Origin of the sequence: Pseudomonas schmalbachii, assembly GCF_017589465.1 — a bacterium.
Lineage (GTDB): Bacteria > Pseudomonadota > Gammaproteobacteria > Pseudomonadales > Pseudomonadaceae > Pseudomonas > Pseudomonas schmalbachii.
In genome coordinates this window covers 40022-54799 of record NZ_JAELYA010000002.1, presented here as the reverse complement: position 1 = coordinate 54799, position 14778 = coordinate 40022, and the positions used below count along the sequence as shown (strand labels likewise).

Below are 14778 nucleotides of genomic sequence, written 5' to 3'. Positions count from 1 at the left end.
ACGGTCGCGGGCATGGCCCGCTCCTACGGGGGTGGTTGTGTTGCCTTACCAGAGGGCCAGGGTGTAGCCGATGATCAGGCGGTTCTCGTCGATTGCCGTATCCAGCCCGTTGCCGGAGCGGAACGTCAGGTTGCGCCAGCGCAGGCTCACGCCCTTCAAGGGGCCGCCTTGCACCACGTAGGCGATGTCGGTATCGCGTTCCCATTCCTCGCCGTCGTCGACGGTCGCGGTCTTCACGTTGCGGCCGTCGACGTAGCGGGTCATGAAGGTCAGGCCGGGAATGCCGAGGGCGGCGAAGTCGTAGTCGTAGCGCAGCTGCCAGGAATCCTCGTCGGCGCGGGTGAAGGTGTTGAAGGTCACCAGGTTGACCACGTACGGGTCGCCGCCGTTGAGGAAGGGGAAGGCGCTGTCGCCGGACAGCTGCTGCCACGCCGCGCTGACCTTGTGGCCGCCGTGACTGAGGCTGAGCATGCCGTTGAAGTTGCGGTTGTCGATCTCGCCGGCGCGCTCCTTTCCGTCGCCGCGGCTGTCGAAGTAGCGGATGTCGCTGCGCAGGCTGAAGCCGCCGCCCAGCGGCAGGGTGTGCACCAGTCCGGCGTACTGTTGGCGATAGATGTCTTCGAGCTTGCCGTAGTAGTAGCTCAGGGCGAGTTGCGGGTTGATCGCGTAGCTGCCGCCGGCGAAGTCGAAGTGATCGCTCTGCGCCGCGCCGAAGCCGATGTCGTCGTTGCCCGAGGAGTCGCGCAGGTTGGTTTCGGTGATGCGCCCGCCGTTGAGCGTCAGGCCGGTGATTTCCTGCGAGGTCAGCATGCCACCCTTGAAGGTCGACGACAGCAGGCGGGTGTCGTTGTAGGTGACGACCGGCAGCAGCGGCTGCAGGGTGCCGACGCGCAGCACGCTCTTCGAGGCGCGCAGCTTGCCGGTCAGGCCGAGCTCGCTGTAGTCGTCCACCGGCTCCTTGCTGTCCGGGCCGAACGGCAGCAGGCCGGTGCCGCGACGATCGCGGCTGGAATCGAGCTTGATGCCGAGTTCGCCGATGGCGTCGAGGCCGACGCCGACGGTGCCTTCGGTGAAGCCCGATTCGAAGCGGGCGGTGAAGCCCTGGCCCCATTCCTCGGCCTTCGACTGCGCCGCGCCGTCCTGGCGGAAGTCGCGGTTCAGGTAGTGGTTGCGCAGCTCCAGGCTGGCCTTGCTGTCTTCGATGAAGCCCGCCATGGCCGGGCAGGCCATGGGCAGGGCGAGTGCCGCGAGCAGCGGCTTGGTGAGGCGATTCCGAGTCATTGTTCTTGTATTCCGGATCGTTGATCAGTGACGGCTGGCGGCGGCAGCGCCGATGCCGGTCATGGAGCGGATGAACTGCGCCATGTAGCGCCCGCGTTCCTCTGCGGCGCGGGCCGAGGCGTCGGTCACCGAGAACAGCCAGCCGCTGAAGAACGCCAGGCTCATGGAGAACAGCGCCGGGTTGGAGTAGGGGAACAGAGCCTGCTCGTGGTGCAGCACGTTGACCCACACCGCCGGGCTCAGCACCAGCAGGACGATGGCCGAAAGCAGCCCGGCGACGCTGCCGGCGACCGCGCCACGGGTGGTCAGGCCCTTCCAGAACATCGAGAGGAACAGCACCGGGAAGTTGACCGAGGCGGCGATGGCCAGCACCAGGCCGGAGAGGAAGGCGATGTTCTGCGACTCGAACAGCAGGCCGAGAATGATCGCCAGCACGCCGATGCCCAGGGTGGCGATGCGCGACACGCGCATTTCCTCGCGCTCGCTGGCCTGCCCCTTGCGGATCACGCAGGCGTACAGGTCGTGGGACACCGCCGAGGCGCCGGACAGCGCCAGGCCGGACACCACGGCGAGGATGGTGGCGAAGGCCACCGCCGAGATGAAGCCGAGGAACAGGCTGCCGCCGACGGCATGGGACAGGTGCACCGCGACCATGTTGCCGCCGCCGATGATGGCTCCGGCCGCGTCGCGGAATTCCGGATTGGTGCCGACCATGACGATGGAACCGAAGCCGATGACGATCAGCAGCAGGTAGAAGTAGCCGATGAAACCGGTGGCGTAGAACACGCTCTTGCGCGCTTCCCTGGCGCTGCCGACAGTGAAGAAGCGCATCAGGATATGCGGCAGGCCGGCGGTGCCGAACATCATGCCGATGCCGAGGGAGATCGCATCCACCGGGTTCGACAGCAGTCCGCCCGGCGCCATGATCGCAGAGCCCTTGGCGTGCACGGCGGCGGCGCTGGCGAACATCGCCTCGGTGCTGAAGTCGAAGTGCCTGAGCACCATGAAGGCCATGAAGCTGGTGCCGGAGAGCAGCAGGATCGCCTTGATGATCTGCACCCAGGTGGTCGCCAGCATGCCGCCGAAGGTCACGTAGCAGACCATCAGCACGCCCACCAGCAGCACGGCGTTGAGGTAGCTCATGCCGAACAGCAGCTCGATCAGCTTGCCGGCGCCGACCATCTGCGCCACCAGGTACATCAGCGACACGGTGAGGGTGCCGAAGGCGGCGGTGATGCGGATCGGCTTCTGTTCCAGGCGGTAGGAGACCACGTCGGCGAAGGTGTACTTGCCGAGGTTGCGCAGGCGTTCGGCGATCAGGAACAGGATGATCGGCCAGCCGGCGAGGACGCCGAGGGCGTACAGCAGACCGTCGTAGCCGCTCATGAACATCATCGCCGAGATGCCGAGGAAGGACGCCGCGGACACCATGTCGCCGGCAATCGCCAGGCCGTTCTGGAAGCCGGTGAGTCCGCCGCCGGCGGTATAGAAGTCGCTCGCCGAACGGGTGCGCAGGGCGGCCCAGCGGGTGATGCCGAGGGTGAACAGGACGAACAGCAGGAACATGCCGATGGCATGCCAGTTGAGCGGGCGCGCAGCGTCGGCGGCGAGGGCGAGATCGGCGGCGGAGAGGCCGCCCAGCAGCAGGAACAGGCGGGACAGCATCATTGCATGCACTCCTGCTTCAGCTTGTCGTTGAGCGGGTCGAGCACGGCGTTGGTGCGTTGCACGTAGATGCCGGTGAGGGCGAAGGACAGCAGTACGATGATCACGCCGACCAGCATGCCGACGCTGGTGACGCCACCGTTCAACGGCCGGCCGAGGATGCCGGGTGCGAAGGCCACCAGCAGCACGAAGCCGTAGTAGATCGCCAGCATGGCCAGGGTCAGGGACCAGGTCAGCCGCTGCTTGCGGCGGACCAGTTGGACGAAGTCCGGGTGTTGCCGAATGAAGTCCAGCTCTTGCGAAGTCATGTCACGCCCTCTCTTGTTGTGCATTGTCGAGGTGTGTTTGTGGGAAGAGGCGCCGCACGTTGGCGCCTCGGTTACCGGGGGGACCCGGATTCGTGCGGGCCAAGCCCGCGACCGTCGGAACATCGCGGGCATGGCCCGCTCCTACAGGTTCATCGTCGTAGGGTGGACAACGCTCTGCTTGTCCACCGTTTGTCATGGTTCGGATTCATCGGTGGAAAAGGCTTCGCCGTTTTCCACCCTACGTCTGGGGTTGCTTTTGTAGGAGCGAGCTCTGCTCGCGAAGCTCTTTACCGCGGCCTGTTCGCGAGCAGAGCTCGCTCCTACAGGGTTCGGCGTGGCAGCTCGTAGGGCGGGTGCAACCCGCCATGAATGCCCACCACGAATCAAAGCTGATCGAAATCCAGCACCACCCTGTCGCTGATCGGATACGCCTGGCAGGACAGCACGTAGCCCGCCGCCACTTCGTAGTCCTCGAGGGCGAAGTTGCTGTCCATCTCCACCTCGCCGGAAACCACCTTGCACTTGCAGGTCGAGCACACGCCGGCCTTGCAGGAGTAGGGCAGTTCGGCGCCGTGTTCGTTGCCGGCGTCGAGCACGCTGACGCTGTTGCGTGCCAGCTCGAAGCTCAGTTCGCGGCCGTCGCTGATCACGGTGACCCGGCTCTTCGCGCTGTCGAGTTCGGCGGCAGCCTGGCGGGCTTCGCGTTTCTGCTGGTTGCCGGCGGCGGCGAACAGTTCGAAGTGGATGCGCTCGGCCGGCATGCCGTTGGCCTTGAGCTGGTCGCGCACGGTTTCGGTCATTGCCTGCGGGCCGCAGATGAAGGCGGCGTCGAGGCTCTTCACGTCCAGCCAGCGCTGGAACAGCTGGCCGCACTTGTCGGCGTCGATGCGGCCGTTGTACAGGTCGACGTCCTGCTGCTCGCGGCTGAACACGAAGATCAGATTCAGGCGCTGCAGGTAGGTGTTCTTCAGGTCTTCCAGTTGCTCGCGGAACAGCGCGGCGTTGCTCGAACGGTTGCCGTAAAGCAGGGTGACGCGGCTGTGCGGTTCGGTCTGCAGGGTGGTCTTGACGATCGACAGGATCGGCGTGATGCCGCTGCCGGCGGCGACCGCCAGGTAGTTGCCGTGGCGCGCCGGGTCGAGCTCGACATGGAAGTGGCCGGATGGCGGCATCACTTCCAGGCTCTGGCCGGCCTTCAGGCTCTCGTTGGCGTAGGCGGAGAAGCGGCCGCCGGCGACCCGCTTGATCGCCACGCGCAGCTCGCCGTCGTTGACGCCGCTGCAGATCGAGTAGGAGCGGCGCACTTCCTCGCCGTCCAGTTGGGTGCGCATCACCAGGTGCTGGCCCTGGGTGAAGCGGAAGCTGTCCGTAAGGTCCGCCGGGATATCGAAGGCGATGGACACGGCATCGCGGGTTTCCGGGCGCACTTCGCGGATTTTCAGGCTATGGAATTTGCTCATTGTTCTTCTCCGGTGACGCGGTCACTCAGATGCACTTGAAGTAATCGAATGGCTCGCGGCAATCGACGCAGCGATAGAGCGCCTTGCACGCGGTGGAGCCGAATTCGCTCAGGCGTTCGGTGTGCGCGCTGCCGCATTGCGGGCAGCAGATATCGTCCTTTTCCCCGAGCAGGCTGCGCTTGCTGGTGCTGCCGGCCGGCGGGGCGATGCCATAGGCGCGCAGGCGTTCGCGGCCGTCGTCGCTGATCCAGTCGGTGGTCCAGGCCGGCGTTAGGCGGCGCTCCAGTTGCGGCGCGGCGAAGCCGGCGTGTTCCAGGGCGTGCAGGATGTCCTGCTCGATCACCTCGGTGGCCGGGCAGCCGGAGTAGGTTGGCGTGACCACCACATGCAGGTGGCCGTCCTGCCAGTCGAGGCCGCGGACGATGCCGAGGTCGACCACGCTGACTACCGGCACTTCCGGGTCCATCACCGAGCCCAGCACCTCCCAGGCATGGGCCACGTCCGTGGTCGTGCCGGGGCGGGCGCCGCGGTCGCTGGCGATCAGCTCACCAGGTCGCATCGGGATAGGCTCGCTGGAGGAACTGCATCTCGGCGAGCAGGATGCCCAGATGCTCGGTGTGCACGCCGCGGCGGCCGCTCAGGTAGAAGTTCACCGCCGGCTGCGGCACGGGAAGGGTGGCGCTGGCGAAGATGTCGGCGACCTTGGATTTCCAGGCGCTGGCGATTTCCGCCGGATTCGGCGCGACGCCTTCGGCAGCCAGGCGCTGTTCGATCTCGTCCGAGTCGGTCAATTCCACGGTGAAGCGCCACAGCTGCGGGATCGCTACAAGCATGCGCTGGTGGCTTTTCTCGGTGCCGTCGCCCAGACGTTCGACCCACTCGCCGGAGCGGCGCAGGTGATAGGTGACTTCCTTCAGGCCCTTGGCGGCGATGCCGGCGATGCGCTCGTCGCTGGACCGGGTGAGGGCGGCCAGCACGTGGAAGTGCCAGGCGTCGTAGAGGAACTGCTTGGTGATGGTCACCGCGTAGTCGCCGTTGGGTTGTTCCACCAGCAGCAGATTGCGGAAGGCGCGCTCGTCGCGGCGGAACGCCAGGTCGTCGGCGTCGCGGCCATCGTCCAGCAGTTCGACGGCGTACTCGTACCAGTTGCGCGCCTGGCCAACCAGGTCGAGGCCGACGTTCATCAGGGCCAGCTCTTCTTCCAGAGCCGGCGCGTGGCCGCACCATTCGCACAGGCGCTGACCCTGGATCAGGGCGCTGTCGGCAAGGCGCAGCAGGTATTCGATCTTGTCGTTGTTCGGATTCATGCGGGCGATCTCACATGTGGCCGACTTCGGGCGGCAGCTCGTAGAAGCTGGCGTGGCGGTAGACCTTGTCCTGCGCCGGGTCGAACAGCGGGTCCTTCTCGTCCGGGGCGGAGGCGGTGATCAGCGCCGAAGGCACCACCCACAGGCTCACGCCTTCGTTGCGGCGGGTGTACAGCTCGCGGGCGTTCTCGATGGCCATGCGGGCATCGGCGGCATGCACGCTGCCGACGTGCTTGTGATTCAGACCGTGCTTGCTGCGCACGAAAACCTCAAAAAGAGTCCACTCGGACATGGTCATATCTCCTCGCACTGGCTTCAGGCAGCGTCACGTTTCTGTTGTTGTTTGCGGGCATGGGCGACCGCGGCTTCGCGGACCCAGGCGCCGTCTTCGATGGCCTTGCGGCGGGTGGCGACGCGTTCGACGTTGCACGGGCCGTTGCCCTTGAGCACTTCGTAGAACTCTTCCCACTGGATAGCGCCGAAGTCGTAGTGGCCGCGTTCCTCGTTCCACTTCAGGTGCGGATCGGGCGCGGTGCAGCCGAGCAGTTCGAGCTGGGGAACGGTCTGGTCGACGAAGCGCTGGCGCAGTTCGTCGTTGCTCTGCCGCTTGATCTTCCAGGCCATGGACTGGGCGCTGTTCGGCGAGTCGGCGTCGCTCGGGCCGAACATCATCAGCGCCGGCCACCACAGGCGGTTGATCGCGTCCTGGACCATGTCCTTCTGCGCCTGGGTGCCGTGGCGCATCATGGTCAGGAGGATTTCGTAGCCCTGGCGCTGGTGGAAGCTCTCTTCCTTGCAGATGCGGATCATCGCGCGGGAGTAGGGGCCGTAGGAGGTGCGCTGCAGCACCACCTGGTTGACGATGGCGGCGCCATCCACCAGCCAGCCCACCGCGCCCATGTCGGCCCAGTTCAGCGTCGGGTAGTTGAAGATGCTGGAGTACTTGGCCTTGCCGCTGTGCAGCTTGGCGATCTCCTCGTCACGGTCGGCGCCGAGGGTTTCCATGGCGCTGTACAGGTACAGGCCGTGGCCGGCCTCGTCCTGGATCTTCGCCATCAGCTGCAGCTTGCGCTTCAGGGTCGGCGCGCGGGTGACCCAGTTGCCTTCCGGCAGCATGCCGACGATTTCCGAATGCGCGTGCTGGGAGATCTGCCGGATCAGCGTCTGGCGATAGGCATCGGGCATCCAGTTCTTTGCCTCGATCTTGATCTCGGCGTCGATCTTCTCCTGGAAGGCGCGCTCTTCCGGCGACATCTCCTCCAGCGTCTTCACGCGTTTCACGCCGGTCTCAACCAGTTGTGCGTACATGCCGTGTCTCCAGCTTTTTTTATTCGTTCAGTGGGGTGGTCTTGGCCATGGCTGTATTTTTAAGCGATACAAAAACAAATATCAAACAGAAAATAATGTGTCGTATGTGTTTTTTGTGTCGGTTTGACGAACGGTCGGTCCGGATTTTCATGGTTCCCACGCTCCTGCGTGGGAACCCATCCGGGGACGCTCCCGCGTCCCGCTAGACGTAGGAGCGTCGAGGGCTGCATTCCCACGCGGGAGCGCGGGAACGATAAAAAGAAAAACCCCGCCTGGGCGGGGTTTTGTCGTGATACAGATATTTTGTTTTCGTTGGCTGTAAATGTTTCTTTTGTGTCAGGCCTCGACCAGCACCTGAAACCCGCCATAGATCATCCGCTGCCCATCGAACGGCATGCTGGAGGGATCGCATTTCATCCGCGGGTCCTCCATGGCCTTCTTCATCCCGGCATCGCGGGCTTCCTTCGAGGGCCAGGTGATCCAGGAGAACACCACGGTTTCGTCATCCTTGCGCTTCACCGCCATGGGGAAGGAAGTCACCTTGCCTTCCGGGACGTCGTCGCCCCAGCACTCGACGACACTCAGCGCGCCGTGGTCCTTGAACACCACCGCCGCTTCGCGGGCGAGCTGTGCGTATTTCTCGCGATTGGCCGTGGGTACGGCGAGGACGTAGCCATCGATGTAGTTCATGGTCGATCTCCACGGGGCGCGGATGGCTGGATGCCGTCCGCCTTTGATCCATAGTCGTACCGATGAGGCGAGTATCGACAGAGAGTGGCGGGAACCTGACCGGCGGTTGCGCGTTGTAGGGCGGGTGCAACCCGCCGTTGGTGCCATGTCGTGCCATTCATGGCGGGTTGCACCCGCCCTACGCCTGATCGCCTCATGCTGCGGCACAAAAGAAGAGCCCCCGACAAGCGGGGGCTCCTTCAACCCATTTCAATCAACCCTTCGGCCGATTGTCGTAAACGTGGCAGGCCTTGCCTTCCGAGCGCTTCAGGCTGTGGCTCGGCTGCAGCAGCACGCGGGCGCTGATGCCGATGTGGGTCTTGATCTGCTTGCCCAGTTCGTTGCCCACGGCTTTCTGCTCCTCGGCCGACAGGCCCTGGCAGTCGTGGCGCAACTCGACGTGCACGTCGATGTTGTCGAGGTTGCCGTTGCGGTGCAGGTGGATCTCGTAGCACTCGGCCAGTTGCCTGATCTTCAGCACCTGCTCCTCAATCTGCGTGGGGAACACGTTCACCCCGCGGATGATCAGCATGTCGTCGCTGCGCCCGGTGATCTTGTCGATGCGCCGCATCGGCCGCGCGCTGCCCGGCAGCAGGCGGGTGAGGTCGCGGGTGCGGTAGCGGATCATCGGCAGCGCTTCCTTGGACAGCGAGGTGAACACCAGCTCGCCGTACTGGCCGTCGGGCAGCACCGCGCCGGTCACCGGGTCGATGATTTCCGGGTAGAAGTGGTCTTCCCAGACGGTCGGGCCGTCCTTGGTCTCGAAGCACTCCATCGCCACGCCCGGGCCCATGATTTCCGACAGGCCGTAGATGTCCAGCGCACTGATGCCCATGCGTTCCTCGACCGCGCGGCGCAGTTCGGCGGTCCAGGGTTCGGCGCCGAAGATGCCCAGGCGCAGCTTGAGGCTGTGCGGGTCGATGCCCTGGCGCTCGATCTCGTCGGCGATGTTGAGCATGTAGGACGGGGTGACCATGATGATGTCCGGCTGGAAGTCGCGGATCAGCTGGACCTGCTTCTCGGTCTGGCCGCCGGACATCGGGATCACCGTGCAGCCCAGGCGTTCCGCGCCGTAATGGGCGCCGAGGCCGCCGGTGAACAGGCCGTAGCCGTAGGACACGTGCACCTTGTCGCCCTTGCGGCCGCCGGCCGCGCGGATCGAGCGGGCGACCACGTTGGCCCAGGTGTCGATGTCGTTCTGCGTGTAGCCGACCACGGTCGGCTTGCCGGTGGTGCCGCTGGATGCGTGCAGGCGCGCGACCTGTTCCATGGGCACGGCGAACATGCCGTAGGGGTAGTTGTCGCGCAGGTCGGACTTGCCGGTGAAGGGGAACTTCGCCAGGTCGTCCAGGGATTTCAGGTCGTCGGGGTGAACGCCCGCCGCTTCGAAGCGCTGGCGGTACAGCGGCACGTTGTCGTAGGCGTGCTTCAGGCTCCAGCGCAGACGATCCAGCTGGTGCTGGCGCAGTTCGTCGATGCTGGCGGTTTCCATCGGGTCGAGCAAGGCGGTGTTGGTGACGTACATATTCATGGTTTCACTCATTGTTCTTGTGCTTTGGCCCATCGAGGGGCCGTGAGTGCTTGAGGGGTAGGATACCCCGCAACCCTTGTAGTTTTCAGAGTCTTTCGATGACCAGCGCGATGCCCTGGCCGACGCCGATGCACATGGTGCACAGGGCGTAGCGGCCGCCGCGTTCCTCCAGCTCGTGCAGGGCGGTGGTGACCAGGCGCGCGCCGCTCATGCCCAGCGGATGGCCGAGGGCGATGGCGCCGCCGTTGGGATTGACCCGCGCGTCGTCGTCGGCGAGGCCGAGTTCGCGCAGGACCGCGAGCCCCTGGGCGGCGAAGGCTTCGTTCAGTTCGATCACATCCATGTCGGCCAGGCTCAGGCCGGTCTGCTCCAGCACCTTGCGGGTCGCCGGTACCGGGCCGATGCCCATGATGCGCGGCTCGCAGCCCGCGGTGGCCATGCCGACCACCCGCGCACGGGGCTTCAGGCCGTGGCGTTTGGCCGCTTGCGGACTGGCCAGCAGCAGGGCGCAGGCGCCGTCGTTGACGCCCGAGGCGTTGCCGGCGGTGACGCTGCCGTTCTCGCGGAACGGCGTGCCGAGCTTGGCCAGCTGTTCCAGCGTGGTGTCGCCGCGCGGATGCTCGTCATGCTCGACCACCTTGGCCGGGCCCTTGCGCTGGGGGATCTCCACCGCGACGATTTCCTTCGCCAGACGGCCATTGGCCTGCGCGGCGGCGGCCTTCTGCTGGCTGCGCACGGCGAAGGCGTCCTGGTCGGCGCGGGAGATGTTGAACTGCTCGGCGACGTTCTCGGCGGTTTCCGGCATGGAGTCGATGCCGAACTGCTTCTTCATCAGCGGATTGACGAAGCGCCAGCCGATGGTGGTGTCGAAGATTTCCGCCGAGCGGGCGAAGGCCTGCTCGGCCTTGCCCATGACGAAGGGCGCGCGGGACATGGATTCCACGCCGCCGGCGATCATCAGTCCGGCCTCGCCGCAGCGGATGGCGCGGGCGGCGCTGCCGATGGCGTCCAGACCGGAGCCGCACAGGCGGTTGAGGGTGGTGCCGGGCACGCTGACCGGCAGCCCGGCGAGCAGGGCGGACATGCGCGCGACGTTGCGGTTGTCCTCGCCGGCCTGGTTGGCGCAGCCGTAGAACACGTCATCGACGCTGCCCCAGTCCAGCTCCGGATGGCGCTGGATCAGCGCGCGCAGCGGCACCGCGCCGAGGTCGTCGGCACGCACGGCGCTCAGCGCGCCGGCGAAGCGGCCGATGGGTGTGCGCACGGCGTCGATGATCAGGGCGTCGTTGAGAAGGTTTTCACTCATCAAGGGTCTCCTGCGCCAGCACGGTGCCGCGCACTTTGTAGGATTTGCCATGGAACAGGGCGATCAGCTGTCCGTGCTGGTTTTCGATGCGCACGTCGTAGTTGCCGGTGCGCCCGCTGCGGCTCTGTTCGAAGGCCGTGGCGGTAAGAAGGTCATCGAGGCGGGCCGGAGCGACGTAGTCGATGCTGCAGCCGATGGCCACGGTCGCCTCGTCGTAGCTGTTGCAGGCGAAGGCGAAGGCCGAGTCGGCGAGGGCGAACAGGTAGCCGCCGTGGCAGGTGCCGTGGCCCTGGATCATGTCCTCGCGCACGCGCATCGAAACGCTGGAGCGACCGGGGCCAGCGGACAGCAGGTTCATGCCCATGCGCCGGCTGGCCTGGTCGCGCTCGAACATCGTCTGCGCGCAGGCATCGGCGAGGCGTTGCGGATCAGTCATGGAAATTCCTCCCTTCGGCATCGAGACGGCGCAGCAGCAGCGACGGGCGATAGCGCTCCTCGCCATAGTCGCGTTGCAGGTTGTCCAGAACGCGCAGCACCTGGCCGACGCCGATGCGGTCGGCCCAGGCCAGCGGGCCCAGCGGGTAATTCACCCCGGCGCACATCGCCAGGTCGATGTCGGCGGCAGTGCCGACGCCCTGCAGCACGGCATCGGCGCCCTCGTTGGCGAGCATGGCGACGGTGCGCAACACGGCCAGGCCGGGGATGTCGGCCAGCGCGGTGACTTTCAGGCCGGCACGTTGCAGCAGGGCGACGGCCTGATCGCGGGCGCCTTCAGTGGTATCCGCCGACCAGCTGATGCCGATGCGTGTTGCCTTGGCGTAGTCCAGCGCCAGGTCGATCAACAGCAGATTGCGCAGGCCATCCTCGCGGGCGCGCTGGCTGGCCAGACGGCCGTCACTCAGCGCCAGCACGGCGTCGCCAACGCGCAGCAGGCCGGCACCGTCGCGACGGCTGACGCTGACGCCATTGTCCTGCAGGCGTTGCAGCAAGCCGCTGGCGACGCCAAGGTCGCCTTCCACTACGCAGCTATCTATAGATGTGGCGCTGGCAAGCTCTGCCGGCTGCGGACGTTCAGTACCTTCGGCGTAGTCATAGAAACCGCGACCGCTCTTGCGACCGAGGCGGCCGGCATCCACCAGCTCCTTCTGGATCAGCGAGGGCTGGAAGCGGAAGTCGCCGTAGTAGGCGTCGAACACCGAGCAGGTCACCGCGTAGTTCACGTCGTGGCCGATCAGGTCGGTCAGCTCGAAGGCGCCCATGCGGAAGCCTCCGGCGTCACGCATCAGCGCATCGAGGCTGGCGCAGTCGGCCGCGCCTTCCTGCAGCAGGCGCAGGCTTTCAGCGTAGAACGGACGGGCCACGCGGTTGACGATGAAGCCTGGGGTGGAGCGGGTATGCACCGGCTTCTTGCCCCACGCGCCAGCGAGCGCATGCAGGCCGTTGGCGATGGCCGGATCGGTGTCCAGGCCGGAGACGATTTCCACCAGCGCCATCAGCGGCGCCGGGTTGAAGAAGTGCATGCCGACCACGCGGCGCGGCTGCTTCAGGCCGGCGGCGAGGCTGGTGATCGACAGCGACGAGGTGTTGCTGGCGAGGATGCAGTCCACCGCGCAGAGTTCTTCCAGCTGGCGGAGCAGGCCACGCTTGACCTCCAGATTCTCGACGATGGCCTCAATCACCAGCCGCGAGTCGGCCAGTTCCTCGATGGCGTCCACCGCCTGCATGCGCGCCACGGTGGCGTTGCGGGCATCTGCGGCGAGCTTGCCTTTTTCGACCAGACGGCCGAGCTGGCGGTCGATACCTTCGATGGCCTGGGCGGCGGCGCCGGGGCGGGCGTCGTAGAGCTTGACCGGATGACCGGCCTGGGCGGCGATCTGGGCGATACCGACACCCATGGCGCCGGCGCCGATCACGGCGACTTGTTCAGTGCTATTGAGAGCAGCCATCGATCAGCGTCCCTTGAAGGCAGGCGTGCGTTTTTCCATGAAGGCGCCGACGCCCTCGCGGTAGTCCTCGCTGCGGCCGGCCAGGCGCTGCAGGTCGCGCTCGACTTCCAGCTGCTCGTCGAAGCTGTTGCCCAGGCTGGCATTGAGGCTGCGCTTGATCAGCGCGAGGCCGTAGGTCGGCTGGGTGGCCAGGTGGCGCGCCAGTTTCAGCGCCTCGTCACGCAGCGCGGCATCGTCCACCACGCGGTAGATCAGGCCCCATTGCTCGGCCTGTTCGGCGGAGAGGCGATCGCCCAGCAGCATCAGCGCCTTGGCGCGGGCCATGCCGACCAGGCGTGGCAGGGTCCAGGTGCCGCCGGAGTCCGGGATCAGGCCGATCTTGCAGAAGGCCTGGATGAAGCTGGCGGAACGGGCGGCCAGGACCAGATCGCAGGCCAGCGGGATATTGGCGCCGGCGCCGGCGGCCACGCCGTTGACTGCGCAGATCACCGGCAGCGGCAGGTCGCGCAGGGTGCGGATCAGCGGGTTGTAGAACTTCTCGATGGACTCGCCCAGGTCCGGCATCGCTGCGCCCGGTGCGACGTTGCGGTCGCTCAGGTCCTGGCCGGCGCAGAAGCCGCGGCCTTCGCCGGTGAGCAGCAGCACGCGCACGTCCGGGTTCTGCCGCACCTGCTTGAGCGCCTCGCGCACTTCGCCATGCATCTGCGTGTTGAAGCTGTTCAGCTGCTCCGGGCGGTTCAGGCTGAGGAGGGCGACGCCGTCCTCGATGGAAAACAGGATGTGCTCGAAGTTCATGGACGGATGCGCTCCATCTTTATTGTTGGAAGGTGTGGCTTAGCAGCCATGGAATTCGGCGCGGCGCTTTTCCTGGAAAGCGCGGATGCCTTCCTCGCGGTCGGCGGTGCCGGCCAGCAGGGTGAAGGCGTGGCGTTCGAAGCGCAGGCCGCTGGCGAGATCGGTGTCCAGCGCCTTGAGCAGCGCTTCCTTGGCCAGGCGTACGGCCAGCGGGGCCTTCTGCGCGATGCTCCGGGCGATCTGCAGGGCGCGTTCGACGGTGAGTTCGGGCTGGGTGACTTCGCTGACCAGGCCGGCGCGCTGGGCGTGGCGGGCGTCGATGGCTTCGCCGGTGAGGACCATCTGCATGGCCAGCGATTTCCCCACGGCGCGCAGCAGGCGTTGGGTGCCGCCGGCGCCGGGCATGATGCCGAGGTTGATTTCCGGCTGGCCGAAGCGGGCGTCTTCGCCGGCGATCAGGATGTCGGCGTGCATGGCCAGCTCGCAGCCGCCGCCGAGGGCGAAGCCGTTGACCGCGGCGATCAGCGGTTTGGAGAAGACGGCGATGCGCTGCCAGTGGGCGACGCGTGGGTCGTTGAGGATGCCGACCAGATCGCGCTCGGCCATCTCCCTTATATCGGCGCCGGCAGCGAATGCCTTGCGGCTGCCGGTCAGCACCACGGCGCGGGTCTCGACGTCCTGTTCGGCGATTTCCAGTTCGGCGGCCAGCTCACCGAGCAGTTCGGTGTTCAGCGCGTTGAGGGCCTCGGGACGCTGCAGGGTGATCAGGCGGACGCCCGGCAGAGGTGTCGAGACGACAAGGGTACGAGGCATCTGCATGTCCTCAGGCTGCACGCACGGCATCGCGGGCCGGCTCATTGTTGGAATTCCGGGTATCCCTTGCACGGCAGGCGGAGGTATCCCGGGTTTTCCGCAGTATATGCCTAAAGTGATACAAAACAACAAGTATGATTTTTGTTTATGTGTCTCGTATTGGTGAATGTGCGGATGTGTCTAAACTGCCATGACTTCTGCGGAAGTCCGGCTGCATGAGGGTTTAAAGGCAGAAATGCCGCTTGTCGGAGGTGGCTGAGGCATCCCCATGAAGTGATACGGCGAACGGCGCTTTTACGTTACGAATTGATGTGATACAAAATTCGAAA

At 65.8% G+C, this 14778-nt stretch carries 15 protein-coding genes; all 15 read right to left on the bottom strand.

The genetic code is table 11. From position 1 onward, the window contains the following. Window positions 1-45: 45 nt before the first annotated feature. The 15 genes from JFY56_RS05795 to paaF all read right to left on the bottom strand — a co-directional run bounded on the left by JFY56_RS05795 (window position 46) and on the right by paaF (window position 14449). Window positions 46-1281: an OprD family porin gene (locus tag JFY56_RS05795; protein WP_208312583.1), complete on the bottom strand. Its 1236-nt coding sequence runs from the start codon at window positions 1279-1281 to the stop codon at window positions 46-48. A 24-nt stretch (window positions 1282-1305) separates the two neighbouring features. Next, on the bottom strand, window positions 1306-2946 hold the full coding sequence (locus JFY56_RS05790) for a cation acetate symporter (RefSeq protein WP_408004388.1): 1641 nt from the start codon (window positions 2944-2946) through the stop codon (window positions 1306-1308). Further along, window positions 2946-3254, bottom strand: a complete 309-nt coding sequence (locus tag JFY56_RS05785) for a DUF485 domain-containing protein (protein WP_208312581.1) — start codon at window positions 3252-3254, stop codon at window positions 2946-2948. Before JFY56_RS05785 ends, JFY56_RS05790 begins: the two co-directional genes overlap by 1 nt. 383 nt (window positions 3255-3637) lie before the next feature. Next, window positions 3638-4714, bottom strand: coding sequence for a 1,2-phenylacetyl-CoA epoxidase subunit PaaE (gene paaE, locus JFY56_RS05780; protein WP_208312580.1), 1077 nt, complete (start codon window positions 4712-4714; stop codon window positions 3638-3640). Window positions 4715-4739: 25 nt separating this feature from the next. After that, window positions 4740-5273, bottom strand: coding sequence for a 1,2-phenylacetyl-CoA epoxidase subunit PaaD (gene paaD, locus JFY56_RS05775; RefSeq protein ID WP_208312579.1), 534 nt, complete (start codon window positions 5271-5273; stop codon window positions 4740-4742). Further along, a complete protein-coding gene (gene paaC, locus JFY56_RS05770; protein WP_208312578.1) occupies window positions 5260-6021 on the bottom strand; it encodes a 1,2-phenylacetyl-CoA epoxidase subunit PaaC in 762 nt (253 codons plus the stop codon). Before paaC ends, paaD begins: the two co-directional genes overlap by 14 nt. 10 nt (window positions 6022-6031) lie before the next feature. Beyond that, a complete protein-coding gene (gene paaB, locus JFY56_RS05765) occupies window positions 6032-6313 on the bottom strand; it encodes a 1,2-phenylacetyl-CoA epoxidase subunit PaaB (protein WP_208312577.1) in 282 nt (93 codons plus the stop codon). 23 nt (window positions 6314-6336) lie between these two features. Then, window positions 6337-7329, bottom strand: a complete 993-nt coding sequence (gene paaA / locus JFY56_RS05760; RefSeq protein WP_208312576.1) for a 1,2-phenylacetyl-CoA epoxidase subunit PaaA — start codon at window positions 7327-7329, stop codon at window positions 6337-6339. A 336-nt stretch (window positions 7330-7665) separates the two neighbouring features. Then, entirely contained in the window at window positions 7666-8019 is a 354-nt protein-coding gene (locus JFY56_RS05755) for a DUF1428 domain-containing protein (protein WP_208312575.1), read from the bottom strand. A gap of 253 nt (window positions 8020-8272) precedes the next feature. Continuing rightward, window positions 8273-9589 carry a phenylacetate--CoA ligase PaaK gene (gene paaK, locus JFY56_RS05750; protein WP_208312574.1) on the bottom strand — a complete coding sequence of 439 codons (1317 nt, stop codon included), beginning with the start codon at window positions 9587-9589 and terminating at the stop codon, window positions 8273-8275. An 85-nt stretch (window positions 9590-9674) separates the two neighbouring features. After that, a complete protein-coding gene (gene pcaF / locus JFY56_RS05745) occupies window positions 9675-10895 on the bottom strand; it encodes a 3-oxoadipyl-CoA thiolase (protein WP_208312573.1) in 1221 nt (406 codons plus the stop codon). Further along, window positions 10888-11331, bottom strand: a complete 444-nt coding sequence (gene paaI, locus JFY56_RS05740) for a hydroxyphenylacetyl-CoA thioesterase PaaI (protein WP_208312572.1) — start codon at window positions 11329-11331, stop codon at window positions 10888-10890. The genes pcaF and paaI overlap by 8 nt, the downstream gene beginning before the upstream one ends. Beyond that, window positions 11324-12841, bottom strand: a complete 1518-nt coding sequence (gene paaH, locus JFY56_RS05735; RefSeq protein ID WP_208312571.1) for a 3-hydroxyacyl-CoA dehydrogenase PaaH — start codon at window positions 12839-12841, stop codon at window positions 11324-11326. The genes paaI and paaH overlap by 8 nt, the downstream gene beginning before the upstream one ends. A 3-nt stretch (window positions 12842-12844) precedes the next feature. Beyond that, the gene (gene paaG / locus JFY56_RS05730) at window positions 12845-13636 is read right to left on the bottom strand and encodes a 2-(1,2-epoxy-1,2-dihydrophenyl)acetyl-CoA isomerase PaaG (RefSeq protein WP_208312570.1); all 792 of its coding nucleotides are present in this window, start codon (window positions 13634-13636) and stop codon (window positions 12845-12847) included. 39 nt (window positions 13637-13675) lie between these two features. After that, window positions 13676-14449: a 2,3-dehydroadipyl-CoA hydratase PaaF gene (gene paaF / locus JFY56_RS05725; RefSeq protein WP_208312569.1), complete on the bottom strand. Its 774-nt coding sequence runs from the start codon at window positions 14447-14449 to the stop codon at window positions 13676-13678. Window positions 14450-14778: the final 329 nt, after the last annotated feature.